The 24664-nt window shown below is 41.6% G+C and carries 22 protein-coding genes; 1 reads left to right on the forward strand and 21 read right to left on the reverse strand.

The features are described from left to right. Nucleotides 1-98: 98 nt before the first annotated feature. The 5 genes from I7804_RS01220 to gmd form a co-directional block, all read right to left on the reverse strand. Nucleotides 99-950, reverse strand: a complete 852-nt coding sequence (locus tag I7804_RS01220) for a YveK family protein (RefSeq protein WP_248404546.1) — start codon at nt 948-950, stop codon at nt 99-101. Nucleotides 951-982: 32 nt separating this feature from the next. Further along, entirely contained in the window at nt 983-1699 is a 717-nt protein-coding gene (locus I7804_RS01225) for a CpsB/CapC family capsule biosynthesis tyrosine phosphatase (protein WP_248404547.1), read from the reverse strand. Continuing rightward, a complete protein-coding gene (locus I7804_RS01230; RefSeq protein ID WP_248404548.1) occupies nt 1696-3216 on the reverse strand; it encodes a glycosyltransferase in 1521 nt (506 codons plus the stop codon). The genes I7804_RS01225 and I7804_RS01230 overlap by 4 nt, the downstream gene beginning before the upstream one ends. A gap of 144 nt (nt 3217-3360) precedes the next feature. After that, nucleotides 3361-4302, reverse strand: a complete 942-nt coding sequence (locus I7804_RS01235; RefSeq protein WP_027218582.1) for a GDP-L-fucose synthase family protein — start codon at nt 4300-4302, stop codon at nt 3361-3363. Nucleotides 4303-4380: 78 nt separating this feature from the next. Next, entirely contained in the window at nt 4381-5472 is a 1092-nt protein-coding gene (gene gmd, locus I7804_RS01240) for a GDP-mannose 4,6-dehydratase (RefSeq protein ID WP_022753749.1), read from the reverse strand. Between the two features lie 229 nt (nt 5473-5701). On the opposite strand from gmd, the gene I7804_RS01245 reads away from it, so the two are divergent. Beyond that, the gene (locus I7804_RS01245) at nt 5702-6574 is read left to right on the forward strand and encodes an AraC family transcriptional regulator (protein ID WP_022753748.1); all 873 of its coding nucleotides are present in this window, start codon (nt 5702-5704) and stop codon (nt 6572-6574) included. Here the strand turns inward: I7804_RS01245 and I7804_RS01250 are convergent, their stop codons facing one another. From I7804_RS01250 to uvrA, 16 genes are all read right to left on the reverse strand, one after another. Next, entirely contained in the window at nt 6575-8482 is a 1908-nt protein-coding gene (locus tag I7804_RS01250; RefSeq protein WP_420314856.1) for an LIC_10190 family membrane protein, read from the reverse strand. It abuts the gene before it with no gap. Between the two features lie 30 nt (nt 8483-8512). After that, nucleotides 8513-8977 carry a divergent PAP2 family protein gene (locus tag I7804_RS01255; protein WP_022753746.1) on the reverse strand — a complete coding sequence of 155 codons (465 nt, stop codon included), beginning with the start codon at nt 8975-8977 and terminating at the stop codon, nt 8513-8515. 84 nt (nt 8978-9061) lie between these two features. After that, nucleotides 9062-9928, reverse strand: coding sequence for a dTDP-4-dehydrorhamnose reductase (gene rfbD / locus I7804_RS01260; protein WP_022753745.1), 867 nt, complete (start codon nt 9926-9928; stop codon nt 9062-9064). Nucleotides 9929-9949: 21 nt separating this feature from the next. After that, nucleotides 9950-10216 carry an HPr family phosphocarrier protein gene (locus I7804_RS01265; protein WP_022753744.1) on the reverse strand — a complete coding sequence of 89 codons (267 nt, stop codon included), beginning with the start codon at nt 10214-10216 and terminating at the stop codon, nt 9950-9952. Nucleotides 10217-10240: 24 nt separating this feature from the next. Beyond that, a complete protein-coding gene (locus I7804_RS01270) occupies nt 10241-11554 on the reverse strand; it encodes a YbbR-like domain-containing protein (protein WP_022756411.1) in 1314 nt (437 codons plus the stop codon). Beyond that, the gene (cdaA, locus tag I7804_RS01275; protein ID WP_330387516.1) at nt 11551-12369 is read right to left on the reverse strand and encodes a diadenylate cyclase CdaA; all 819 of its coding nucleotides are present in this window, start codon (nt 12367-12369) and stop codon (nt 11551-11553) included. The genes I7804_RS01270 and cdaA overlap by 4 nt, the downstream gene beginning before the upstream one ends. Nucleotides 12370-12446: 77 nt before the next feature. Continuing rightward, nucleotides 12447-13637, reverse strand: a complete 1191-nt coding sequence (locus tag I7804_RS01280; RefSeq protein ID WP_248404550.1) for a hypothetical protein — start codon at nt 13635-13637, stop codon at nt 12447-12449. Between the two features lie 8 nt (nt 13638-13645). Beyond that, entirely contained in the window at nt 13646-14035 is a 390-nt protein-coding gene (locus I7804_RS01285; RefSeq protein WP_022753740.1) for a hypothetical protein, read from the reverse strand. An 85-nt stretch (nt 14036-14120) separates the two neighbouring features. Beyond that, nucleotides 14121-14528, reverse strand: coding sequence for a flagellar protein (locus I7804_RS01290; RefSeq protein WP_022753739.1), 408 nt, complete (start codon nt 14526-14528; stop codon nt 14121-14123). A gap of 57 nt (nt 14529-14585) precedes the next feature. Further along, entirely contained in the window at nt 14586-15353 is a 768-nt protein-coding gene (locus I7804_RS01295; RefSeq protein ID WP_143057189.1) for a ComF family protein, read from the reverse strand. Nucleotides 15354-15450: 97 nt separating this feature from the next. Then, entirely contained in the window at nt 15451-17694 is a 2244-nt protein-coding gene (locus I7804_RS01300) for an ATP-dependent RecD-like DNA helicase (protein ID WP_110072571.1), read from the reverse strand. A gap of 120 nt (nt 17695-17814) precedes the next feature. After that, nucleotides 17815-18348, reverse strand: a complete 534-nt coding sequence (locus I7804_RS01305) for a hypothetical protein (protein ID WP_248404551.1) — start codon at nt 18346-18348, stop codon at nt 17815-17817. 59 nt (nt 18349-18407) lie between these two features. After that, on the reverse strand, nt 18408-19232 hold the full coding sequence (locus tag I7804_RS01310) for a flagellar hook-basal body protein (protein WP_022753735.1): 825 nt from the start codon (nt 19230-19232) through the stop codon (nt 18408-18410). Between the two features lie 52 nt (nt 19233-19284). Then, entirely contained in the window at nt 19285-20112 is an 828-nt protein-coding gene (locus tag I7804_RS01315) for a flagellar hook-basal body protein (RefSeq protein WP_248404552.1), read from the reverse strand. A gap of 128 nt (nt 20113-20240) precedes the next feature. After that, a complete protein-coding gene (locus I7804_RS01320) occupies nt 20241-21230 on the reverse strand; it encodes a rod shape-determining protein (protein ID WP_022753733.1) in 990 nt (329 codons plus the stop codon). 369 nt (nt 21231-21599) lie between these two features. Then, a complete protein-coding gene (uvrA, locus tag I7804_RS01325; protein ID WP_282570510.1) occupies nt 21600-24428 on the reverse strand; it encodes an excinuclease ABC subunit UvrA in 2829 nt (942 codons plus the stop codon). Nucleotides 24429-24664: the final 236 nt, after the last annotated feature.

Raw genomic sequence — 24664 nt, forward strand, 5'->3', positions numbered from 1 at the left:
TATGTCATAGATAATCAAAGTCCTACGCACTAAAGATATCGGCTACAATCAACTTATTATTTACATTTTTTGAGAAAAATCTTTTATAGATATAACTCTTATGAGCCTGTATTCGATTCAGAATCGTCCATATCACTTACGCCAATATGACTGATCTCCCGTGATTCTCTATGCTTTCTTGATTTCTTACTATTTTTACTGTTCTGGGAACCTATATCCTGAGTAACATTTTCATCAAACGGGATGATACCAAGAGCACTGATGCCAAGATATCTCTCAACATCTTCAGAGGTCTTGACTGTATCATCTACAAGAAAATGTATGATAAGAAGAGCTGCAACAAGAACTGTTCCAAGTACGAATCCTCCAAGTGTCCATAGAAGACAACTTGGAGCTGATTTTTCGGTCGGAAGATTTGCAACTTCTACAACGTTAACGGCATCAATGTCCATAACATTTTCAATATGCTGGGCACTGACTTCTCTTATGTAATTGGCCATGGTCTGGGCTGTATATGGATCAGTATCTGTTACTGTAATAGCTACGATACGCGTATCCAAAGGAGTATTAACAGATACTTTTTTTAGAAAATCATCATAATCATATCTGTCACCTATACCAAGAGTATCAATGACAGATTCAAGAACGTAGCGGCTCTTAATAAGCTCCGCATAGTCTTTGGTCAGCTGGGAACCAACCTGAAGATCTGTATAGATATTGCTGGAGTCAGCGCTATCTTTATCAAGAACAAAAATTTTTGTAGTCGATCTGAATTCTTCGGGTAGTACGAATTTACTGAAGGCAAATCCTGCAACAGCGCATCCTATCGAGACGATCGCAATAAGCCACAGGCGATGAACAAGCACACCTATGATCTCACCAATGTCAATCTCTATTGCGGTCTTGCCGTTTTGAGCATTCTGGCTTACATTAACATCAGTCTGTTCCATACGTACCTCCAAACTCTTTTAACGTAAAAGGTTCATAGCGTTCTCATATAGAATTTCTCTGGCGTAATCTTCTCCGTATTTTTTCTTATATAGTTAGCACAATCAAGCATATCAGGAATACGACTGCCCGTATCTCTGTGTGCATCCGTACCTACAAAACTGATTTTTTCCTGGGATAGAAGCTTTCTTACAAATCGGCCCACGGGGTTAAACATTCCCATCATAACGCTGTCGGAATTGATCTGAAGTCGCACTCCTCCATCTATTATTTCGTCAATTCTTGATTTATCTTTATAGAAACATTCATATCTTTCGCAATGGGCCAGTATAGGATCCCATCCCTCATAGGCCAGGCGCCTTAATCCCTCAGAAATATAGCTGTACTCATCCGAAGGATTAAATTCAACAAGTATATCTGACGATTCTCCCATGGGAAGGGCATTTCCTTCTTCAAGCCTTTGGGGAAGTGTTTCGTCGTAGTATAGTTCATTGCCTGGATATATCTTTATGTCGATACCTGCTTTATCAGCTTCTTCCTGAAGCTGCATGACCCTTTTATGGATGCCTTTGGGAGATACGGACTTAACATAGATCTTGTTATGAGGCGTAGCGATAATTGTCCGTATATTATTTTCATAGGCAATCCTAAGCATGTTAAGTGACATCTCCATACTTTTGGAGCCGTCATCAACAGCAGGGATCACATGGCAATGCATATCCACAAAACCATACTTGAAATTTTTACTCATGTTGTTCTCTCTTCTTGCTTATTTTCTTTAGGGACACCTATATTCTGGTACAATCTTGTCATGAAAGCTACTTCCTGCTCAATGTTAAGTCCTGCATTTTTAAATATTCTCTCAACCATCTGAGGCGATGCACTTCTGTTAAGGAGATAGCTTCTTTGATCGAACTGCATCTGTGTTTCCTTATCATCCTTGCCTGAAAGAAGGCGATGAAGATTCATAAGTGTATCATAGTCATAATATTCATCTGCGCCCGATCTTGCAGGTGCTATGACACCCATTTTGTTCATCTCATCAAGGATGTGGTATGCCCAGGCCTCTGGTGGATTCTCCAGTGAAAAATAGTTTATGAGTCCTGTCAGATTTATATCTTTTGAAATAGTATCAGACGCCATGCATGGAAGTCCAGATACTTGCGCTTCCATAAGGGCTGCCGGAGCTCCATTTACATTTGCAGGATATATAAAATAGTCCATAATTTGATAAAAATCGTATACATTGCCCCAGGTGCCAAGGAAGAGTATATTGCCTATTATTCCAAGCTGCGCCGCTATCTGTGCGCAGTCCATAAGTTCTTCTCCATCGCCTATAAGAAGAAGCTTCATAGGAAGGCCTTTAAGGCTGTCAAATTCCCCAGTAGGGTCTTCTGCCAATATTTTCTGCATCCAGGCAAAGACATGAAAAAGAAATTCATGATTCTGATTTTTATGAAACTGTGCCACGCATCCAAAAACATAGGTATTCGCAAGGCCTAGTTTTTCGCGGAAGGCATCACGTATTTTGCCATTATACAAAAAGCTTTGTATATTGATTCCATCCTGTATTACATGTATTCTTCCTGCATCTACTGCAATATCTCCAAAGATGGCTCTTGCAGCTCCCATACTTGATGCAAAGCAGATGTCCGCGCAGTCTTCTTTTAGTATAGGTGATGTGAAGTTAGCTTTTCTTATCTTCTGAACGAGTCCTGCATCAATTACGCTTCCTACATGCATGATTGTTATCGCGCCGTGTCTTTTGGCAAGGGGAAGATATATTGACGCAGCAGAATACATATGCCCTTCCACGATCTTCCATTCACCTTCGTGCTGGGCAAAAAAGCTGTTCACAAGCTCTGTATATCCAAAAAGGTTATTGCTGTTATATGTCGGTATGGCATAAACGTGGCCACCGAGCCTTGTTATCTCTGCATCAAAGAATCCTGCTCTTCTATGGCGAAGCAGCTCATCAGATGATGGGAATTCTTTACCTGTCGGGGTTGGATCTCTTGGAATCAAAAAATCGAACTGAATCTGGCTTCTGTCAAAATTTCTGTACAGATTCATGATGTGTGCCTGCATTCCGCTCAGATCGATGGAATTAAGTACATGAAGTATTCTGATCTTTGCTTTGGGAACATTTTCAGACACACGTATAGTAGAAGGTATACGCTTTTTAACCGGCGCTACCTGGGGATTATTCTTCTCACGTTCTCTTTTTCTTACGTCAGATGCGCTTTCAATGGTCTCGAAAAAAGACATAGATGTCGGCCCTCCCTGCTAAAACCCTATACTATCCCACGTTTACATTATAACGCTATGCCGACTGTCTTTCTACAAAAAAATGCCATGCTCACAGCATATCTGTAAGCATGGCTAAATATTAATTATCTTGAAAGACTGATTTTATCTTTCTGCACGCATAGGATTGTTAAGGAAATCCTCGTATGTGAGCTTAATTCCTTCGTCAAGCTCAGTCTTGTATGTCCATCCAAGATTTGTTGCCTTAGATACATCAAGAAGCTTTCTTGGTGTTCCGTTTGGCTTTGTAGAATCCCATCTGATCTCGCCTTCGTATCCTACGATCTTGGCAACTTTCTCTGTAAGCTCTTTGATAGTAAGCTCTTTACCTGTACCTGCGTTAACTGTCTCATCGCCTGAGTAGTTGTTCATAAGGAATACGCAAAGGTTAGCAAGGTCATCAACATATAAGAACTCACGAAGTGGTGATCCATCGCCCCAGCATGTTACGAATGGAAGGTTCTGCTCCTTAGCTTCGTGGAAGCGGCGGATAAGAGCAGGAAGTACATGTGAGTGCTCAGGATGATAGTTATCATTAGGGCCGTAGAGGTTAGTAGGCATTACAGAGATATAATCTGTGCCATACTGACCATTTAAGTATTCGCAGTACTTAAGGCCGCTGATCTTGGCAAGTGCATATGCCTCATTGGTCTTCTCAAGCTCAGATGTAAGGAGAACCTTCTCTGTCATAGGCTGAGGAGCCATACGAGGATAGATGCAGGACGAACCGAGGAATTCAAGCTTCTTACAGCCGTTCTGCCATGCAGCATGGATCACGTTCATCTCAAGGATCATGTTGTCATACATGAAATCAGCCTTGGCTGTAGCATTGCCCATGATTCCGCCAACCTTTGCAGCTGCAAGGAATACATACTCAGGCTTTTCTTTAGCAAAAAACTCTTCAACCTGATCCTGACGTGTAAGATCAAGCTCTTTGTGTGTACGTGTGATGATATTTGTATAACCCTGACGCTCAAGTTCTCTTACGATTGCAGAACCAACCATTCCGCGATGACCTGCAACATATATTTTTGCATTCTTTTCCATTTTAATTCTTTACCTCTTTTTATAACTTTAAACGGGAGACCATGACCCTAAGACCACAGTCTCCTTGATGATCAGTTTTTATTTTACAAGACCCTTCTCAAGGTACTCTTCAAGATTGAATTTGATATTCTCTTCAGATCTTTCTACTGCAACTTTTCTCATATCAGATTCTACCATGATATGTACGAGTTCTTCGAAAGATGTCTTTGTAGGATTCCAGTTAAGCTCTGTCTTAGCCTTAGTAGGATCTCCCCAAAGGTTAACAACGTCTGTAGGTCTGTAGAAATCAGGGCTTACTTCTACAAGTACCTTTCCTGTAGCCTTATCGATACCCTTCTCATCCATGCCTTCGCCCTTGAACTCAAGCTCGATACCTGCATAGTGGAATGCAAGCTGGCAGAACTCACGTACGCTGTGCTGTACACCTGTAGCGATTACGAAATCGTCCGGCTTCTCATTCTGAAGGATGAGCCACATGCACTCAACATAATCTCTTGCATAACCCCAGTCACGAAGTGAAGACAGGTTACCAAGAAGAAGCTTGTCCTGCTTGCCCTGAGCTATTCTTGCAGCAGCAAGAGTGATCTTACGTGTTACGAAAGTCTCTCCTCTTCTCTCTGACTCGTGATTGAAGAGGATACCATTACATGCGAACATGTTATAAGCATCACGATACTCTTTGACGATCCAGAAACCATACTGCTTAGCGACAGCATATGGGCTGTAAGGGTGGAAAGGAGTCTTCTCATTCTGAGGAACTTCTTCAACCTTACCATAAAGCTCTGATGTAGAAGCCTGATATATACGGCAAGTCTCTGCAAGTCCGCAGATCCTTACTGCTTCAAGTACACGCAGAACTCCTGTAGCTACAACATCAGCTGTATATTCAGGAACATCGAAGCTGACCTGAACATGTGACTGTGCAGCAAGGTTATAGATCTCATCAGGACGAACTGATCCGATGATCTTGATAAGGCTCATAGAATCTCCAAGATCGCCATAGTGAAGATGGAAGTTCCTCTCGCCTTCAAGATGTGAGATACGCTCTCTATAATCTACTGATGAACGACGGATCATGCCATGAACTTCATATCCCTTTGAAAGAAGAAGCTCTGCAAGATAAGAACCATCCTGACCTGTTACTCCTGTGATAAGTGCTTTCTTTGCCATATATAATTCCTTTCTTTGTGAAAAAACATTAATCGACTATAACTAAGGATACGATTGACTTACATATCAATCCCTTTACTGTAGGCATTATATAACTATTATTTACATTTGCGAAGACACTAAGTTGACCAAAAATAGCATTATATTGACCTGACTATTTTACATGCTTATAATTTGAATAGATACTGATACACCAAAGATAGCGATATATTCCGATTCGAGGTCTTTTATGGAGAATTATTTATTTCACGGCAACCTGGTTGCTTCCAACAGGATATTGTATACTCCTTCCCAATTTGCCAAGTCTTCCCTTATCCACCTTCAGGAAGTTGGGTCTCTTCAGGCTACTAGGCAGCATACAAGCAGCCGTCAGGGACTTGGTTCATATCTTTTTTTCCTGATAGAATCGGGCTCCGGGTCGCTTTCTTATGAAGGTAAGACTTATGCTCTAAGCGCAGGCGACTGTGTCTTTATAGATTGTCGTAAGCCATATTCCCACACAACTTCCAAAGAGTTGTGGAAGCTTGACTGGGTCCACTTTCAGGGAACCAATATGGAGAATATATACCAAAAGTACATAGAACGTGGCGGCGCTCCTTTATTCCATGCAGATAATCCCAAGCACTATCTTGACCTTATCGACAATATATACGGGATTGCATCATCTGACGATTATCTAAGAGACATGAAGATATACGAACAGCTCACAAAGCTCCTTACTCTTCTTATGGAAGAGAGTTGGAACCCTGAGAACATGCCGGAGAATACTGCAGGCAAAAAGAAAAGCCTCCAGGATATCAAAGCATACCTGGAGACCAATTATGTGCAAAAGCTGACTCTTGATGATCTGTCTGCAAGATTCTATATAAACAAATATTATCTGACTAGGATCTTCAAAGAGCAGTATGGTTCTACTATAACGGGTTATATACTTGAGCTTAGGATCACCAGAGCCAAGCACCTTCTAAGATTCACAGAGATGCCCATTGATGATATAGCATCTGCTGTCGGGATTGGTGATTCCAACTACTTCTCAAGAATCTTTAGAAAAATAGAAGGTACAACACCTCACAACTATCGCAAGCTCTGGTCACAGCTGTGATCACTTATTTCTCAAAAAGCCGTCCTTTATATCATCTCCCATGAGCTTGACATCTGCTCTGGTGGGAGCTGAAGGGAAGGGCGCATAACCTGTCTGATCACCTGTTACAGGATAATAGAAGGTGTATCCATCTATCTCGTAAGACTCAAGTTCATAGGTCATATAGTCCTGCTGTGTTAGCAGGTAGTATGGCTTAAATCTTGGAATCTCATACATCACAAGTCGTATGGATTTATAACCTATAAATACAGCTATAAAGGCGATGACCACCGGCATAAGCCTTTTCTCTGCACCTCTTTGATAGAACAAAAGTGTAACAAGCTTACCTGTCATAAGTACAGCTGGAAGCCATATGTACAGCGCTCCGTATCTTACAAGCGGAGATGAGAGTATAAAAAATGCAAGTGCGACATAAGCGATAGTATCTATAAATATAAAATCTTTAAACGAGACTGTTCTGTGCCTTGCCATAAGGACAACTTTTCCGGCATTGTCAAAAAGGCTCTTCTTCCCCTTTTTAAAAGGCTTGATACCGGATTTATTACCTAGCTTTTGACCTTTTCTTCTCCTTCTTTTTCCATTGCTCTTTCTAAAAGAGAATTCAAAAGTGATCCCTCCACTTCTTATCTGCATGACCAGGTAGATGGCAGCGAATACAAGAAGTCCGGCCAGAAATACAGCGTCTGCTATAAGCATAGCCTTGTTAAAAGCAGAAAGGGCTTTAAACCAGCCTGGGAACCAGTCCCAAATGCTGATGTTATAAAGTCCGGCATCCGTATATCCTCGTCCGTAGACAGCTATCTCATGAGCATCATACTGCGCTGTTCCCTTTGGAATCTTCCAGGCAAAGCTAAACAGATCAATAGCTGTAACAGGATATACCAGCCAGCCTGATATGATCATATTTCTGATAAAAAAAGGTATAGCCACAAAAAGTCCAAGCCCTATAAAATACCAGATTGCCTTGGGTCTACTGATAAGCTTTGCATGCATGATCTTCCATATAGGCTTTATTGCAAGTAACAAAAGAGGCGCTGCTGACAGTTTCAAAGTAACTGCATATACTACAAGTATACATAACATGGCATATGGATAGAATCTCTTCTCTCTGTCTCTGTCAAGATCAAGCCAAGATATGAGTATATACAGTACCATACACATGACAAAATAGTCCGATGCAGGTGATACTATCTCATCAAGTATTGTGAATATATAGTAGATAGCTATAAGTCTTACAGCATCCGGAAGTGTAAAATAACCTCTTCTTTTAACCTGTATTATATCTACGCACTTCCATGACAAAAGGAGCACGAAGTATCCTGCCATTGTATGCATAGACACTCCACCTGCCCATGCAAAGCTATATAATGCAGACAAGGGGTACACTGCACTGTTATAGGCAAGTCTTTGGTTGAAGTTACCAAGACCTTTTACTGCACCATATGCTTCATTCCAGTGTATAGCCTGAGCATGATACAAGCCTGTATCATAATGCTCTATTCCATGAGAAGTACAGTAGGCTACGATCAGAAAGATCACAATATAGATAATTATCTGGTTCATACTGATGTTTCTTCCAAGACCGTATGAAAGTATCTTATAGAACATCTCCCGAATGGCATATACACACACTACCAGGGACATTACAAAAAGTATGATATTAGCGGCACATCCTACTCCATGCCATATACTTACAAACTGGGAATAAATAGATACAAGTACTATACCTGTTATCAGATAGTTCTCACGAAACTTCACTTCATAGGGTGCTGTACGCAAAGCGGCATTCCTTCTCTGCGGCACAGAATGTTGCAGAAAAGAAATGCCGGTCATCAAATGGTGAAAACCATATCCCGCAAAATAAGTTGTAAAAATCACATAAAGCCAGTTAATAGCTGTGATCAACATCTGATCTAAGTTCCTCCACCATTTTAAAACTCATCCTATTATGCCATAGAATACGCATCCAACAATGACACCAAGGATTGCTCCCATTATAACCTGAAGCGGAGTATGTCCTACGAAGACCTTAAGCTTCTCATCATCAGGTATGTCCTTGCCCATCTCTTCGAAGAGCTCTGCAAGATTCTTGATAACGACTGCCTGTTTTCCGGTCTCACGTCTTACTCCCATGGCATCATGCATTGTAATAAGAGCTAGTATACCGGCCAGAGCAAATTCATATCCGGATACGCCATAGGTAAAACCTACGATGGTTACAAGGCTCATTACAGTTGCTGAATGTGAACTTGGCATACCACCATCTCCAAGCAATCTTTCTTTATTGAATTCTTTGTATGTGATGGTATAAATAAGTGTTTTGAGGAGCTGTGCTGTAACCCAAGCACTTACTGGGCACATTACAATTTCGTTACTAAAAAGCTCGTAAAAAAAATTCGCCATATATTTCTTTCTAAAATATTTATTTTGATAAGTACATGCACTTCGTCATGTCATCATGTTCATGGATATGCTTCTATGTTGTTATCAGATATTCTTAATATACTCTGCAATAGCATCATGCCAGTCTGCAAACATAAAATCGCTTGTAAGCTTGAACATATAGTTCTCAAGTATTGAATACGCAGGACGAGGAGCTGAGTTTGGATTCATCTCCATGTACTTGCTTGTTGATACATGATTAACTTTGGTATTCTTACCTGCAAGACGGAATATCTCATCTGTAAAGTCAGCCCAGCTACAGGATCCTTCGCAAGTACCGTGGAACAAACCATAGTTATCTGTAGGAAGGAGATAGTGAATAGCCTTGGCAAGCTCTACAGTACTTGTAGGACTTCCTACCTGATCATCTACAACTGATACTTCATCATGATTTTCAGAAAGTCTGAGCATAGTCTTGACAAAGTTCTTGCCATCGCCATAAAGCCAAGCTGTTCTGATAGTAAAAAAATGCTCTGCGAACTGCTCTACAAATTTCTCTCCGGCAAGCTTGGTAGTTCCATATGCACTAACAGGGCCTGTCTGGTCAAACTCTGTATAAGGTCTTGTTCCGTTGCCTGCAAAAACATAATCTGTAGAGATATGGACAAGCTTAGCACCTGTCTCGGTAGCTGCTATTGCAAGGTTTCTAGGACCTATTGCATTGATCTTATAGGACAGATCCCAGTCTTTCTCCTGAGCATCTACTGCTGTATAAGCTGCGCAGTTGACTATAGCATATGGTTTAACTTCTCTTGCAAGTGCTATAACACTGTCAACATTAGTGATATCAAGGCTGCGGATACCGTCGCCTTCACATACATCTGTATTTACAAGTTCGAATTCATCTCCGATCTCTTTGCCTATCTGTCTTCCAAGCTGACCATTACATCCTGTAACAATTATCTTTTTCAAAATCCTATACCTTCCTGATCTTTATTTTTCACCAAGGCCGTCTTCTACAGCCTGTACCATGCCGGCAAGAGCTTCCTCTTCATCGCTTCCCTGACATGTGAATTCTATTTCATCACCGCATTTAACACCTGCGCCGAGTACACTTAATACACTTTTTGCATTAGCAGTATTCTCTCTAACCTGAAAAGTGATCAGTGATTTATATCTCATAGCCACTTTGCAAAGAATGCCTGCTGGACGTAAGTGTAGCCCGGTAGGATTCTTAATGACTACCTTCTGACTTACCATAAAAACCAAAAACCTCCATCAATACTAATTATCTTCTTTGTCTTCTTTCTGCTGCGGAGCAGTTGCTGTGATAGTAACACGAACTGTTCCATCTATCTCTACACCATCGGGTGGTGTAAAGCTAACTGTGACTGTATATGTGCCGGATTCAAGGCTCTCACCTTCAGAAAGCCCTGCCGTAAGCTGACTTAGATCTATAGTAGCATTAAGATCAGCAGCTGATACATTACTGATTGTCTCATCAAGACCTTCAATCTCAACTGTGAAGCTTGCATCATCTGACCCGTTACCAAGAACAATCTTATAATTCTCGGGAACATTATCATACGTTACGCTTCCGGCATCAATAGTGACTGTCCTCTTGGACTGCGGAATTATATCAACTACAACTGTACATATTCCGTTGAAATCCGAATCACCCAGTGATATTCCGCTTGGCAGGTAATCCGCTATATTAACAGTCGTCTGAAGATCAGAAGTAAGACCCGTTACATCAAGTGCATCCGTAACAGTAATACTGTTAACATCAGAAAGAACTGATGACTTACCGGCTATAACAACCGTCTCAGGCGTACTTGTTATATCACCTGTGAGCATGAATCCATCTGCAGGTTCTCCTATCGTATGATAATTGATAGGTACAGTCTTGACCGCAAGGATAGTAACATTAACTCTGACAGCTGTGATATTCATTGATATAGCAGAATCGTTTATCACATTGCCGTCTGCATCATACAGCTTTATAGCTACATCTGTTCCGATATTGGAAGTAAATCCCGTAACATCAACATCAACAGAAGCCTTATCTACTCTGTCTATTACAGACTGTGGTCCGCTTATACGTACCTGGTTCTGATCTGTAGATACAGAGCTTACAATATAGCCATCGCTGACTGTTCCGGAAGTTGTAGCTCCCAGTGCAAGAGTACTTGTTGCAAGATTCTCGATAGACAACGCTACTTCAGAGCTGCTTGGTATAACAGAGTCGATCTTGCCCGAATCCTTGGTTATAGTGATCTCGATCGGTACAGTACTATCATCTGTCATCTTCTCAAAATCAGCTACCGCAACAATATTATCTTTAGAAAAATTCTCAATAACCGATCTAGGTGCCCTTACTGTAACAGAACTGATAACATCAGAATTATCAAGTACCTCGTACACTTCACCAGCATCTGTGATCACACTTGTATTCCTGAAAGTGACAGATATGTTGTTGAATCTCTCTGTCGAAACAGGATCATTTATATTGGTAACAAGGAACCACATAACTGCCGCAAAGAGAACTGATGCAATCTTAAGTCCCCAGTTAGAGCAAAGTCCTCTTAAGAATTTCATTCTGCCTTGGCCCTCCCTCTGAAAACAGGTCTGTGTTTATGTTCCTCTTCAGTCTTATTCTGAATCTTCCTAAGTCTGTCCTTAAGCTTCTCAGAATCAAGGGATCTATCAAGAACTCCGCCATAAGCAACCGATATCTTACCTGTTTCTTCTGAAACGATTATGGTAAGTGAATCAGTTACTTCTGAAACACCAACACCGGCTCTGTGCCTTGTTCCGAGCTCTTTACCTATATTCATGTTGTCCGAAAGCGGAAGATAGCAGGTTGCGGCTGTGATCCTGTTGCCTCTTACTATTACCGCGCCATCATGAAGTGGTGTATTATGCTCAAATATATTGATAAGAAGCTGACTTGTAACTATAGCATCAACCTCAATTCCGGTCTGTTCATACTCTGCAAGAGAGTGCTCCTGTTCGATGACTATAAGTGCACCGGTTCTGACTTTGGCCATCTCAACACAGGCTCTTGCTATCTCATCAATAGTCCTGTCTGAGAATCGACCTTCACCTCCGCTTATGTCAAAGGGGAATATCCCGGAAAGGAAATTCTTTCGTCCCAGCTGTTCCAGCGCTCTTCTAAGCTCAGGCTGGAGAACTACTACTACAGCTATAACCGCAATACTAAGGACATTCTGTACTATCCACAGAATTGTATTCATATTAAAGAGAGCGGCAATGATGATAAAGATTACTATGACAACGATGCCCTTCATCAGTGACCATATTCTGGTATTACGCATCCAGACCAGCATATGATATACAAGAAAGGCAATTATCAGAATCTCAACAATATCCGTCCCTCTGATATCCGGCATATGAAAATTTGTAAAATTTGTATCCAGTAATGACTGAAGCGTATCCATTTCTTACCTCAATTGCCTGGCTGCAAGAATTATTCGGATCTGTTACTCCTTAGGCTACTTGCTCCTTGACTATTACGTGACTGACGGTTACCTGCCGCATGGTTATTAGCTACTCTTGATCTTGACTGCTGCTGACTTCTTCCTGAAGCACTGCCAGCATTTCTGCTCCTCTGAACATGAGAAGCTGCGTTTCCTGCTGCTGAGCCGGGTCTTTGCTGAGACTGGCTCCTTGTAGTATTTCTTTCTACGCGTTCTGTTCTTTCTTCTGTATGAGGAGTTGTAGCTCTGTTGATCTGCTTGACCTTACGGTCAGGTGTTGCTACAGCTACCTTCGGAACAGCCTTGACATAGTAATAATACTCATCATCTTCAAACTGAACATTCTCAATACGCTTGTAATCAAGGTTAAATGCAAAGAATTCAAGTACCTTCATGGCAAGTCCTGCAAGAACAGAACCAAAGATCACACCGATCACTGAAAATCCTGCATCACCTGCAACATTGGCAACAAGCATACCGATCATAAGTGTGATGGTTCCTGCTACGATTGCAACATCCCATGAATGCTTGATAGACAGGCGTCTTATTATATATACGATCAAAGTTGTAATAGCGAACACCACTATGACACTGATCATGACTTTGCTTGCAAATACTCCGTCTACTATAGACTGAACTCTTGCAATAACAGCTGCAGAAGAATCGTCATCAGATGCTCCCGACATGAATATGCTGGTGTTATCAGAGATATAGTTCAGATAATAATAGACAACTACACCAAATATGACAGACACTACAGCATGGGCAGAACCCAGAAGTCCAACTGCAAGTGGCATAACATAAGGAATATGCAGCGAGAAACAAAGTGCTGTCAAAATAAGTACTGTAGAATCATTCGGTGAAAAACGATAGTACAGAAGATACATAACCATAAAAACAGCAAGAGCTATAACTGCTGTCTCCATAGATAAAGCCCAAAGATGAGCCATTATGAACAAACCCGAAAGTATAATGATGAAAGTCTGTGGCAGAATAGCACACAGAAGTGAACACATGAGTACAATAAGAGGACTTGTAAGGGCTTCCTGACAGCCTATCTTTGAATTAATAACATTCAAAGTGATAAGTGTAAGGAAAAACTTCCAAACAAGCGTAATATAAAATTCAAATTTGACATAGTAAGACTTAAGTATCTGTTTTAATTCCAGTAAGGTAGCCATAATATCTTTTATTCCTTTTCATACATTTTTCTCAGCCTTCTGAGATTATTGTAATGCTTTTTCATTCTTTTACGCATTTTAGAATAACGTCTGGAAAAAAAGATGTATGATACCACACAATATCCGATCAACCAGATCAGATAATAAGTTAAAACTTTCTGTCCAAACGCCACCAGATTGATACTGTACATATCTTCAAGAAGTGATTCAAAAGCAGACACAGCGTATACCGCGAACAGTATCACAAATGAAATTGTGGCACTGATCGCGGATTTTACTATTTCAAGGCCAATATAATCACTTCTAAAATAACCGTTTATTCTGTTGTCGTTTGAACCTTCACGCGCTGTAAAAGCAGCCATTCTAGTCATAAGAATGACTTTTTCTTCCTGAACCATATTTAATAACCCTTCAGGCTCGATTGTCTGAGCCGAGAGCCAGAATCATCCAAGGACAATTCTAATCTCCCATATATCCTCCGTATTAAGGACGCAGGAAGCGCATACCTCCCTTATCATCCTTCTTCGCAGGCATCTGAATCTTAGGTGCTTCCTTACGGAATGCATCAGTCAGATTGTTGGCCATCTTGCCTTTACAATTCTGGCACAAACGTCCTGTCTGAATAGGAGCACCACAACTCTCACATGTTAACTGGATAGGCGAATCCTTTGAGAACATGAGTCTTTCTTCACGGATCCATTCCTTGATCTGATTAAGCTTTACTTCATTGTCCTCCGCAATCTGTTTTAAAGATGCGTTCGGATTGTCCTGAACGTACTGCTTAACCTTCTGGAAATCATCTTCCAGAGCCTTTTTGCAGGCATCACAAATTGGTGGTCCTGCCACATAATTGAACATCTTACCACATCTTGAACAGTTACGTAAATTCATAAGCAGCCTCCTTGTTGATTGCTTGACCTACGGTTGTTGTACACTGTTGCTGTCCTATTATGCCGTCTGACCTATTGCTAGTGTCAGCACATAAACAGACGATGCCGGTCCCTTTTTCAGTTGCCAAGTCATATGGTCAACTGTTGAACCCGTCGTATAGATATCGTCAATTATTATAATATTCTTTAATTTTACATCATTTTGCACTATATTAAAAGCTTTTTTCAAATTCACGTGGCGCTCACTTGCCGATAGTTCCTTCATTGGAGTCGTATCACGGACTCTTTCGATGATATCGCATCTGACCGGAATATTCATTTTTCTTCCGATTGCTTTAGCAAGAACTTCCGCCTGATTATAACCCCTTTTATTCTTCTTGCCTTTGTACATCGGTACAGGAATAAGTGCGTCAGGCTTAAGTGCTCTTATCTTTGAGCCAAGATGTCTTTCTATCTCTCCCGCATAGAAGTCAGCATATTCCTGCCTGCCATCATATTTAAACCTATAGATTGATCCTGATACTGTACGATAATTATATAAAGACATGCCATAGTCAAATACATGACCGCCTTTAAGACAGTCTCTGCAATATTCTGCATGACCATACAAAAGGGGCTTTCCACACTTTATGCATGTCTCATAACTATCTGCATATTCAGCCTTGCGCCTGCACTGTTCGTGAGCCATGCTTCCATATGGGACTATCCTGTCGCAGAAAGGACAATGCCTTGGGTAGAGAATCGTAACTACTTTGTCAAAAAAGCCATATGCCTTTTGAGTCAATATTTTCTTTGAAAATCTTCCACCAGATATGCGATTTGACAAGTTGGCGGATGCTCTATCAGCAGGTTTTATGATTGCCTTATTTGCAGGGTTACTGTTTGTCCTATTTGCAGGGTTATTATTTGTCCTATTTATTGTATTATTGCTCTTCATAGGACATCACCTCATTGATCTGATCCTGCAATCCCGTAAATCGTACAAGCTGATCTTCATTCTCGACCATCTGTCTGATGGCATCACTGCTTCCAAGGATCATTACACATTTCCTTGCTCTTGTAACAGCTGTATACAAAAGATTCCTGTTCATAAGCATTCTGGGGCCTCCCAGAAGAGGGATCACAATAGCAGGATACTCTGAACCCTGCGACTTATGTATGGTTACAGCATATGCAAGTTCCAGTTCATCGAGATTACTGAAAGAATAGGTAACTCTTCTTTTTTCATCAAACTCAACTACAAGACTTGAGGAAACCGGAGTTATACTGACTATGCGTCCCATATCTCCGTTGAATATTCCGGTTCCGGAATCTATCGCTATATTGTATTTACCGATGATCTCCCATTCCGCCTGATAATTGTTATGGATCTGCATGACCTTGTCGCCCACTCTGAATATCCTGTCACCATGCATGTATTCAGTCTTGGACGGGTCTGCCGGATTTAAGTACTGCTGTAATATGCCATTTAAAGTTTCACATCCCAAAGCTCCTTTTTTCATAGGAGTCAGAACCTGAATATCGAAAGGATCTGCATCTACATATCCGGGGAGCTTGTCTCTTATGAGCATTATCATATGTTTGTAGATGATGTTATAATCACTTCTTTCAAGGAAAAAGAAATCCTTGCTCTTATTGGAAAGTCCCGGCATCTGTCCCTGGTTGATATAGTGAGCATTCATGACTATATCACTTTCCTTGGCCTGTCTGAAGATATGATTGAGTACTACTGTAGCAAACTTGCCGCAAGAGATAAGATCATGAAGGATCTGCCCGGGGCCTACGCTTGGGAGCTGGCTTGAGTCACCTACAAATATAAGGTGCATTCCGGGGATCACTGCTTTTAACAAGGCATGAAACAGATGGATATCTACCATGGACATCTCATCTATTATGATGACATCCGCTTCAAGGGGATTGTCCTGGTCACGGTTAAATCTTGCAGTCTGTCTCACTGCATCATCATCGCTGACACCGCCTGATATCTCCAGGAGTCTGTGAATGGTCCTTGCTTCATATCCTGTTGCTTCGGTCATACGCTTAGCAGCTCTGCCTGTGGGCGCAGCAAGCTGTATATCAAGTCCCTCTTCTTCAAAATAACTGATTATGGTATTGATAGTTGTCGTCTTACCTGTACCCGGGCCTCCGGTCAAAAGAAGTATTCCGTTGGAGGCACTCTTAAGTATCGCTTCTCTTTGAAGGTCATCAAGTTCAATATTCTTTTTCTTCTCAATAAGATGTATCCTGTCAAGCTGAGCCTTAACCGTTGCTGAGTTCTCATCTACATCAAGATGGATATTAAGGTCATGAAGTCTGAGCGCACATGCTCTCTCTTCTCCATAAAGCTGTGAACTGTATACTTTGTCCTCATCTCTTATGACTATCCTTCTATCCATTGCAAGATAATCAATCTGAGGGATTATCATATCTTCATCTACTCTAAGCAGTGATGCAGTCCTTTTTAGAAGAGTTGTCCTTGGAAGATATGTATTGCCTTCCTGAGCACCTTCCTGAAGGACATATAATATTCCGCTTCTGATACGAAAGTCCGAATCAACTGCAAATCCGATCCTCGCCGCGATCTCATCTGCGGTCTTGAATCCGATACCACCTATATCTTCGGCAAGCTTGTAGGGATTTTGCTGCATGACTGTATAGACACTGCCGCCATAAGTGTTATAGATCTTAACAGCCATAGTGTCCGATATTCCGTACCTTTGAAGGAATATCATAACATCTCTTGCTTCACGCTTTTCGCTCATCTGAGTTGCTATCTCGATAGCTTTTCTCTCGCTGATGCCTCTGATCTCCGCAAGGCGTTCAGGCTCCATTTCTATTATGCGAAAAGTATCTTCGCCGAATTTCTTGATGATACGCGCAGCGAGTGCTGCTCCGACTCCTTTGATAGCTCCGCTTGCAAGGTATCTCTCCATTGCCTGGGCGTCTTCCGGCTCTATGATCGTATACCTTAAGACCCTGATCTGGTCACCATACATAGGATGCTGAACAAGCTCTCCTTCTATCTCGAGAGTGTCTCCAACATCAGCATCACGAAAGGTTCCCACACAGGTGATCTCATCCCCATCTGATATTACGGTTGCAACGCCGTATCCGTTATCTTCATTTCTATAAACAAAATGTTCTATATATCCCTTAATCTTTTCCATACGTCTAATTATGCCCCGAAAAATACCCTGCCGCAAGCGGCAGGGCATATAATCATTATAATGTATTTCCTCCCCTTTTATTATCAACTACTAATATATGTAAAGTACATCCCTGTACCTCTATTCCCCGATTCTTGGAACTTCTTTTTCATCAGCTTCCGTATCAGAAGTCTTATCTGTACTCTCAGACGTTTCTTCCTGAAGCGAAGAAACTGTAGACATAACCTGAGCTCTTGATGCATCTGCCGGAATATTTTTTGAAGCATCATCACCAATTCCATATGTTCTCTTCATATTCTCATACAGCATCTGGGCAAGACCGTTACTCTGAGTATCTACCGAAGTAGTTGCTATATCCTGAATCGTAAGGTCCTTAAAATAGTCCACCAGAGAGTTGGAAGATGTCATGGACAGAGCATCGCTCATCTGACTGTCGTCTGACTTAAAAGCATCGACAGTTTTGGTCATTTCTTTAAATACCTGCTCCAGAAAATATGCTTCAAACTGCTTGCAGGCTTCCATGAGTTCCTTCTCCGTCTCTGACTTTGGAGCATTCGAAACTACTTTCTGAACATCATTGGAATACTGGTTTTTGGCTGCATAATCTGTATATGCTGCAGAACTTATTCCGCTTAAATTACTAAAATCCGGCATAGGCTAATCCTCTTTTTACATAGACCATGTATGATCATGATCTTCAAATACCTTCATCATTACTGTTTAAGTCTATTAGCTGTCTGCATCATCTGGTCTGTAGTCGTGATAGCTGTTGAATTCATCTCATATGCACGCTGGGCTACTATAAGATTGACCATCTCTGTTGCCACGTTGACATTGGAGCCTTCAAGATATCCTTGTCTTATGATGCTGGACTGAACATTGTCATCTTCTGCTTCATTGATGGCCGGGCCACTTGCTGCAGATACTTTCCAGGTAGTACTTCCTACTCTTTCAAGACCTCCCGGATTCTGGAACTGCCATAAGCCTATTCTGAATCCAACTTCCTGAGGGACGCCTTCTTCGTCAGGATAATATATGGTTCCATCAGCGCCTACCGAGATCCTGTTAGATATGATACCGCCTTCTAGTCTTATCTCTTCACCTTCGGTACTAAGTATAGGATTACCATCAGAAGTTGTAAGTACAAGCTCTGTTCCTTCTGCATTACCTATAGCCCAGATGAAATCACCGTTTCTGGTATATACTGCATTGCCATCAGCATCATTGTATGAGAAGAATCCATCACCACTTATAGCAAAAGCCGATGTACTTGGATTATCAAGAAGCGAACCTTGCGAGAAGAGCTGCGTAAGAGCTGCTGTTCTAACACCCAGTCCAACCTGTGAAGTCGTAGGCTTTGGATCGCCATTGGCAGTTGTTGTCACAGAATTGAGATCCTGATAGAGAAGGGACTTAAACTCTGCCTGCTGAGCTTTAAATCCTGTTGTATTAACGTTCGCAAGGTTATTGGCGATCGTATCTACATTTGTCTGCTGAGCATTCATGCCTGTTGCGGCTGACCATAAGCTGCGTACCATAATTACCTCTTTTCTGAAATACTATTTATGCGTATTCCCATTGTGCTGCAGTTTACAACCTTCCAAGGTCGGTAGTTGCTGTTTTGAGTGTTTCATTTGCTGTCTGGATCATAGTTGATGCTGCTTCATAATGTCTTTGTATATTTATTATCGACACCATTTCATCAACTACTGAGACATTAGATTGCTCTAAAAATCCTGCATTGATACTTCCGGTTGCATTGTCGATACGAACCGCAACATCTGTGGGTTCATACAGATTCTCACCGTATTTATAAAGAGCATCATAATCTTCAAAATCAAAAAGTCCGATGGTTGCGACCACTTCGCTTGTCTCATCTGCACCATCTCCGGTGAATTCAAGTACCTGACCTTTGACATTGACAGCATGTTTCTTGGTAGGATCGACTTCTATATGCTGGCCTTCTGTATCAAGAACAAAGTCTCCGTCATGCGTAACAAGCGCGCCGTCAGCTGTTAATGTAAAGCTTCCATCCCTTGTATACATGACAGTCTGCTGCCCTTGAGTATGACCCGCTATATTATTGTGAGCACTGGTATAATCTATGGCGAAAAAGCCTTTGCCCGAAATTGCCAGATCCCAGGTATTGCCTGTGGACTTCATAGGTCCTTCAGACCAGTCTGTATAGTCCTCTCCGGTCTTTACACCGGGAACGATACGACCAAGTCTCCTAGGATAAGAGCCGGGCTCAGATGTATCCTTGATCTTGAGGGCCAGCTGAGAATCGAATGTCTGCTGGGTTGAACCCTCTTTTTTGTAACCATTAGTATTGGCATTAGCCAGATTGTTTGTAGCCACGTCCATGCGATGCTGTTCATTGACCATCGCTGTCCATGCAGTGTACAGTCCTTTAACCATATAACAAGCCTCCTTGCGCCTGCACCCTGTGTCTGGAATCATCAGGACTTTTAAGTCCTTCAAACTCCATACCCTTATAAAAACTGCAGAAGGAGGCTTGGTTAAAGTTATCCCGGTACTTTACCGGATTATTTTACTGCACCGCTGAGGAACTCAACATATTTACCGGTTCCGATAGCAACAGCTGTCATCGGATCCTCGGCTGTCATGGTGTTGATGCCTGTCTTAGCAGCGATAAGGTCTTCAAGACCTCTAAGAAGTGATCCACCACCTGTAAGCACGATACCACGATCTGCAATATCTGCTGCAAGTTCCGGAGGAGTCTTCTCAAGTACACCATGGATAGCTTCTACTATCTGTGTTGTAGGTTCTCTCAATGCCTCTTCTGTTTCTTCTGAACTGATCTTGACAGTCTTAGGAAGACCTGTAACAAGATTTCGTCCACGCACATCCATATAATCTGCTTCAGGACGTGGATATGCACTTCCTACGCGGATTTTGATATCTTCTGCGGTTCTTTCACCGATGAGAAGATTGTGCTTCTTTCTCATATAACGGACGATAGCTTCATCAAAGTCATCGCCTGCGATCTTAACTGATGTAGATACAACTGTACCGCCAAGAGAGATAACTGCGATATCTGTTGTACCACCACCTATATCTACGATCATATTGCCGCATGGCTTAATGATATCGATACCTGCACCGATAGCTGCTGCTATAGGCTCTTCGATGATGCGAACGTCTCTGGCACCTGCCATACGTGTAGCATCTTCTACGGCCTTACGCTCAACTTCAGTTACACCTGAAGGAACGCATACAGCGATAAGAGGTTTACGATAGATTCTACGTCCGAGAGCCTTAGTTATGAAGTGCTTCATCATCTGCTCTGTGATCTGGTAATCACTGATAACACCCTGACGAAGAGGACGAACTGCTACGATGTTGCCGGGTGTACGGCCGAGCATCTGACGTGCATCTTCACCAAATGTAAGAATCTGGTCTGTATCTCTGTCATATGCTACAACAGAGGGCTCCTTAAGTACTACGCCCTTTCCTCTTATATAAACAAGAATACTTGCTGTTCCTAAATCAATTCCGATATCTGTATACTGCATGGATAAGTCCTTTCAATTTGCTTAAAGTCTGTTATTGTTATTGTTATCGCTTATGCGAGTTGTTATCTTTGTTAAACTATAAAGCGTATAATTCACAAAGTATTATAAACTAACAGACTCATTTTGAAAACAGGCTAATTGAAAAAAATATAGCGGTAGCACATCTAAGCTACTTCAGGCCTTGACTTAGCCTTAAAAGTAAAAATTTTCATTGACAACTTTTACTTTCGTTGAAGTTCCTTTTCATCTGTGCTCCCGCATCCATGCGCAGCTTCCGATATACAGTTTTCAAAAATAAAATCTTTAAAAACGAATATTATTCTACGTTGTGTATATCGGAATAACTGCGCTCAATATTAACCCTTACATTCATTTGAGCATCTTGGCAATATAATGTCCTGTATATGACTCCTTAACTTTGGCAACCTGTTCTGGTGTTCCCTTGGCTACTATAGTACCTCCCTTGGCACCGCCTTCAGGGCCCAGATCTATTATGTAGTCAGCAGTTTTGATAACATCAAGATTGTGTTCTATAACTACTACAGAATTGCCCTGCTCCACAAGCTTTTGAAGTATATCTACAAGCTTTGCTACATCTGCAAAATGAAGACCTGTTGTTGGCTCATCCAGAATGTAGATAGTCTTACCTGTACTGGTCCTTGAAAGCTCTGTTGCAAGCTTTATACGCTGAGCTTCACCACCTGAGAGTTCTGTAGATGGCTGACCGAGTTTGACATAACCAAGACCTACATCATAGAGAGTCTGTATCTTCTTATGTATCTTAGGTACATTCTTAAAAAACTCCAGAGCTTCTTCTACAGTCATATCAAGTACATCATAGATATTTTTGCCCTTATATCTGACTTCCAGAGTTTCTCTGTTATAGCGCTTACCTCCGCAGACTTCGCATGGCACGTATACATCAGGTAAAAAATGCATCTCTATCTTCACGATACCATCACCTGAGCAGGCTTCGCATCTGCCTCCTTTGACATTGAATGAAAATCTGCCCTTGGCATAACCCTTGGCCTTGGCATCAGGTGTTCCTGCAAAAAGATCTCTGATAAGATCAAATACTCCTGTATATGTAGCAGGATTGGAACGAGGAGTCCTCCCTATAGGTGACTGATCTATATTTATAACCTTGTCAAGCTGTTCAAGCCCTTCTATAGCCCTGTGATCCCCAGGTATGCAGCGTGCTCTGTTAAGGCTCTTAGCAAGATGTTTGTATAAGATCTCATTAACAAGTGAACTCTTACCTGAACCCGATACACCTGTCACTACTGTAAGTACCCCAAGAGGGAACTTAACATCAATATCTTTAAGGTTATGCTCTCTTGCGCCCTTAACGTCCAGCCATCCCGTAGGTTTTCTTCGAACAGAAGGAACCGGAATAGTCTTGGCTCCGGATAGATACTGACCTGTAATAGAATCAGGATTGTTCATGATATCCTCGGCTGTACCGGTAGCTACTATGCGTCCGCCATGCGATCCGGCGCCCGGGCCTACATCTACAATATAATCAGCTTCTCTCATAGTATCCTCATCATGTTCTACTACGATGAGAGTATTACCAAGATCACGAAGATTCTTAAGTGTATTAAGAAGCTTATCATTGTCCCTTTGGTGAAGACCTATACTGGGCTCATCAAGTATATAGCACACTCCGCACAGTCCTGATCCAATCTGGGTTGCCAGTCTGATACGCTGAGCCTCTCCGCCGGAAAGAGTTCCTGTAGCTCTTGAAAGCGACAGATAGTCAAGGCCTACATCTACAAGAAATCCAACTCTTGCTCTTATCTCTTTGAGCAGCTGAGCACCTATAAGCTCCTGCTGCCTTGAAAGAGACAGATTCTCAAGATATTTGTGAAGATCTTCAATCGATATAGAAGTTATCTCATAGATATTCCTGCCATCAACAGTTACAGCAAGTGATTCTGGGCGGAGCCTTTGACCCTTGCAGGCTGTACATGGTGTGATAGTCATATACTCTTCATATTCTGCCTTGGCAGTCTCAGATGCAGTCTCTCTGTAACGCTGCTCGACATTTTTTATAAGACCATCAAATAAGATAGGATAATCGCCCTCACCTCTCTGGCCCTTGTAATGCACATTGACTGTCTTATCTGCTCCATATATAAGAACATCATGAATCTTCTTAGGATACTTCTCAAAAGGAGTATCAAGGTCGAATCCATAAGCCTTGGCAAGAGCTCTTAATGTTGCATTGGCAAAGCTTCCTTCCTTGTTGCAGGACTGCCATCCCATAACCTGAATAGCTCCTTCATTTATAGAAAGAGACTTATCCGGGATCATAAGGTCTTCGTCAAACTCCATCTTGTATCCAAGACCGGAACACTCCGGACATGCACCATATGGATTATTGAAAGAAAAGCTCCTAGGCTCAATCTCAGGAATTGATATTCCGCAATCAGGACATGCGAAATTCTGGGAGAAGTTGATCTCTTTATCTCCTATCACATCAACTACCAGTAGTCCCTCTGCCAAAGACAGCGCTGTTTCTATAGAATCTGTAAGACGACCTCTTATGCTCTGAGGATCCTCCTTGACTACAAGTCTGTCTACTATGATCTCAATATTGTGCTTGATATTCTTATCAAGACTGATATCTTCTGACAGATCATACTGATTGCCATCGATCCTGATACGTACATAGCCGCCCTTCTTGGCTCTCTCGATGACCTTCTCATGCATACCCTTCCTGCCTCTTACAACAGGTGCCAAGATCTGAATCTTACTTCCTACAGGTAGTGAGAGAATCTGATCTGCCATCTCATCAACACTCTGACGCCTTATCTCCCTTCCGCAGTTAGGACAATGCGGAATACCTATCCTAGCGTATAAAAGTCTGAAATAATCATATATCTCTGTAACAGTACCTACTGTAGAACGAGGGTTTCTATTGGTTGATTTCTGATCAATAGAAATAGTAGGTGACAGACCTTCTATCTTCTCAACATCAGGCTTGTCCATCTGTCCAAGGAACATCCTTGCATAAGAAGAGAGTGACTCCATATATCTTCTCTGTCCTTCTGCAAAAATAGTATCGAAAGCAAGAGAAGACTTACCAGAGCCTGAAAGCCCTGTAAATACAGTAAGTGTCCCCCTCGGGATATTAACATCTACCCCTTTTAAATTGTGCTCATTGGCATGACGCACCCTTATATAATCATGTATATCTACAGGAAGAGGACGCCTTCCTGTGGTATTAGTCTTGGAAAAATGAGATTTCTTCTCGGCATTTCCTTGTTCTTTAACCTTTTTTCAGACATAATCCTTATTTCCTTTTTAAAAAATCGAAGCTTAAATTTTTAACAATATAATTGTCTTTATTTGCGTAGCAAAATCATTGTATCATAGCATTTAAAATTCTAAAATCCTTTTATGAAAATTTCAGACTTTTGCAACGGCCC

Source organism: Butyrivibrio fibrisolvens, assembly GCF_023206215.1.
Classification (GTDB): Bacteria; Bacillota; Clostridia; order Lachnospirales; family Lachnospiraceae; genus Butyrivibrio; species Butyrivibrio fibrisolvens_C.

Coding starts and splice junctions, on each gene's coding strand:
- I7804_RS01255 (WP_022753746.1), bottom strand. CDS start 8,977: ATGGCGAATTTTTTTTACGAGCTTTTTAGTAACGAAATTGTAATGTGC.
- I7804_RS01270 (WP_022756411.1), bottom strand. CDS start 11,554: ATGAAATTCTTAAGAGGACTTTGCTCTAACTGGGGACTTAAGATTGCA.
- cdaA (WP_330387516.1), bottom strand. CDS start 12,369: ATGCCGGATATCAGAGGGACGGATATTGTTGAGATTCTGATAATTGCC.
- I7804_RS01280 (WP_248404550.1), bottom strand. CDS start 13,637: ATGGCTACCTTACTGGAATTAAAACAGATACTTAAGTCTTACTATGTC.
- I7804_RS01245 (WP_022753748.1), top strand. CDS start 5,702: ATGGAGAATTATTTATTTCACGGCAACCTGGTTGCTTCCAACAGGATA.
- I7804_RS01285 (WP_022753740.1), bottom strand. CDS start 14,035: ATGGTTCAGGAAGAAAAAGTCATTCTTATGACTAGAATGGCTGCTTTT.
- I7804_RS01230 (WP_248404548.1), bottom strand. CDS start 3,216: ATGTCTTTTTTCGAGACCATTGAAAGCGCATCTGACGTAAGAAAAAGA.
- I7804_RS01225 (WP_248404547.1), bottom strand. CDS start 1,699: ATGAGTAAAAATTTCAAGTATGGTTTTGTGGATATGCATTGCCATGTG.
- I7804_RS01235 (WP_027218582.1), bottom strand. CDS start 4,302: ATGGAAAAGAATGCAAAAATATATGTTGCAGGTCATCGCGGAATGGTT.
- gmd (WP_022753749.1), bottom strand. CDS start 5,472: ATGGCAAAGAAAGCACTTATCACAGGAGTAACAGGTCAGGATGGTTCT.
- I7804_RS01290 (WP_022753739.1), bottom strand. CDS start 14,528: ATGAATTTACGTAACTGTTCAAGATGTGGTAAGATGTTCAATTATGTG.
- I7804_RS01310 (WP_022753735.1), bottom strand. CDS start 19,232: ATGGTACGCAGCTTATGGTCAGCCGCAACAGGCATGAATGCTCAGCAG.
- I7804_RS01315 (WP_248404552.1), bottom strand. CDS start 20,112: ATGGTTAAAGGACTGTACACTGCATGGACAGCGATGGTCAATGAACAG.
- I7804_RS01300 (WP_110072571.1), bottom strand. CDS start 17,694: ATGGAAAAGATTAAGGGATATATAGAACATTTTGTTTATAGAAATGAA.
- I7804_RS01265 (WP_022753744.1), bottom strand. CDS start 10,216: ATGGTAAGTCAGAAGGTAGTCATTAAGAATCCTACCGGGCTACACTTA.
- I7804_RS01305 (WP_248404551.1), bottom strand. CDS start 18,348: ATGCCGGATTTTAGTAATTTAAGCGGAATAAGTTCTGCAGCATATACA.
- I7804_RS01320 (WP_022753733.1), bottom strand. CDS start 21,230: ATGCAGTATACAGATATCGGAATTGATTTAGGAACAGCAAGTATTCTT.
- I7804_RS01250 (WP_420314856.1), bottom strand. CDS start 8,482: ATGTTGATCACAGCTATTAACTGGCTTTATGTGATTTTTACAACTTAT.
- I7804_RS01220 (WP_248404546.1), bottom strand. CDS start 950: ATGGAACAGACTGATGTTAATGTAAGCCAGAATGCTCAAAACGGCAAG.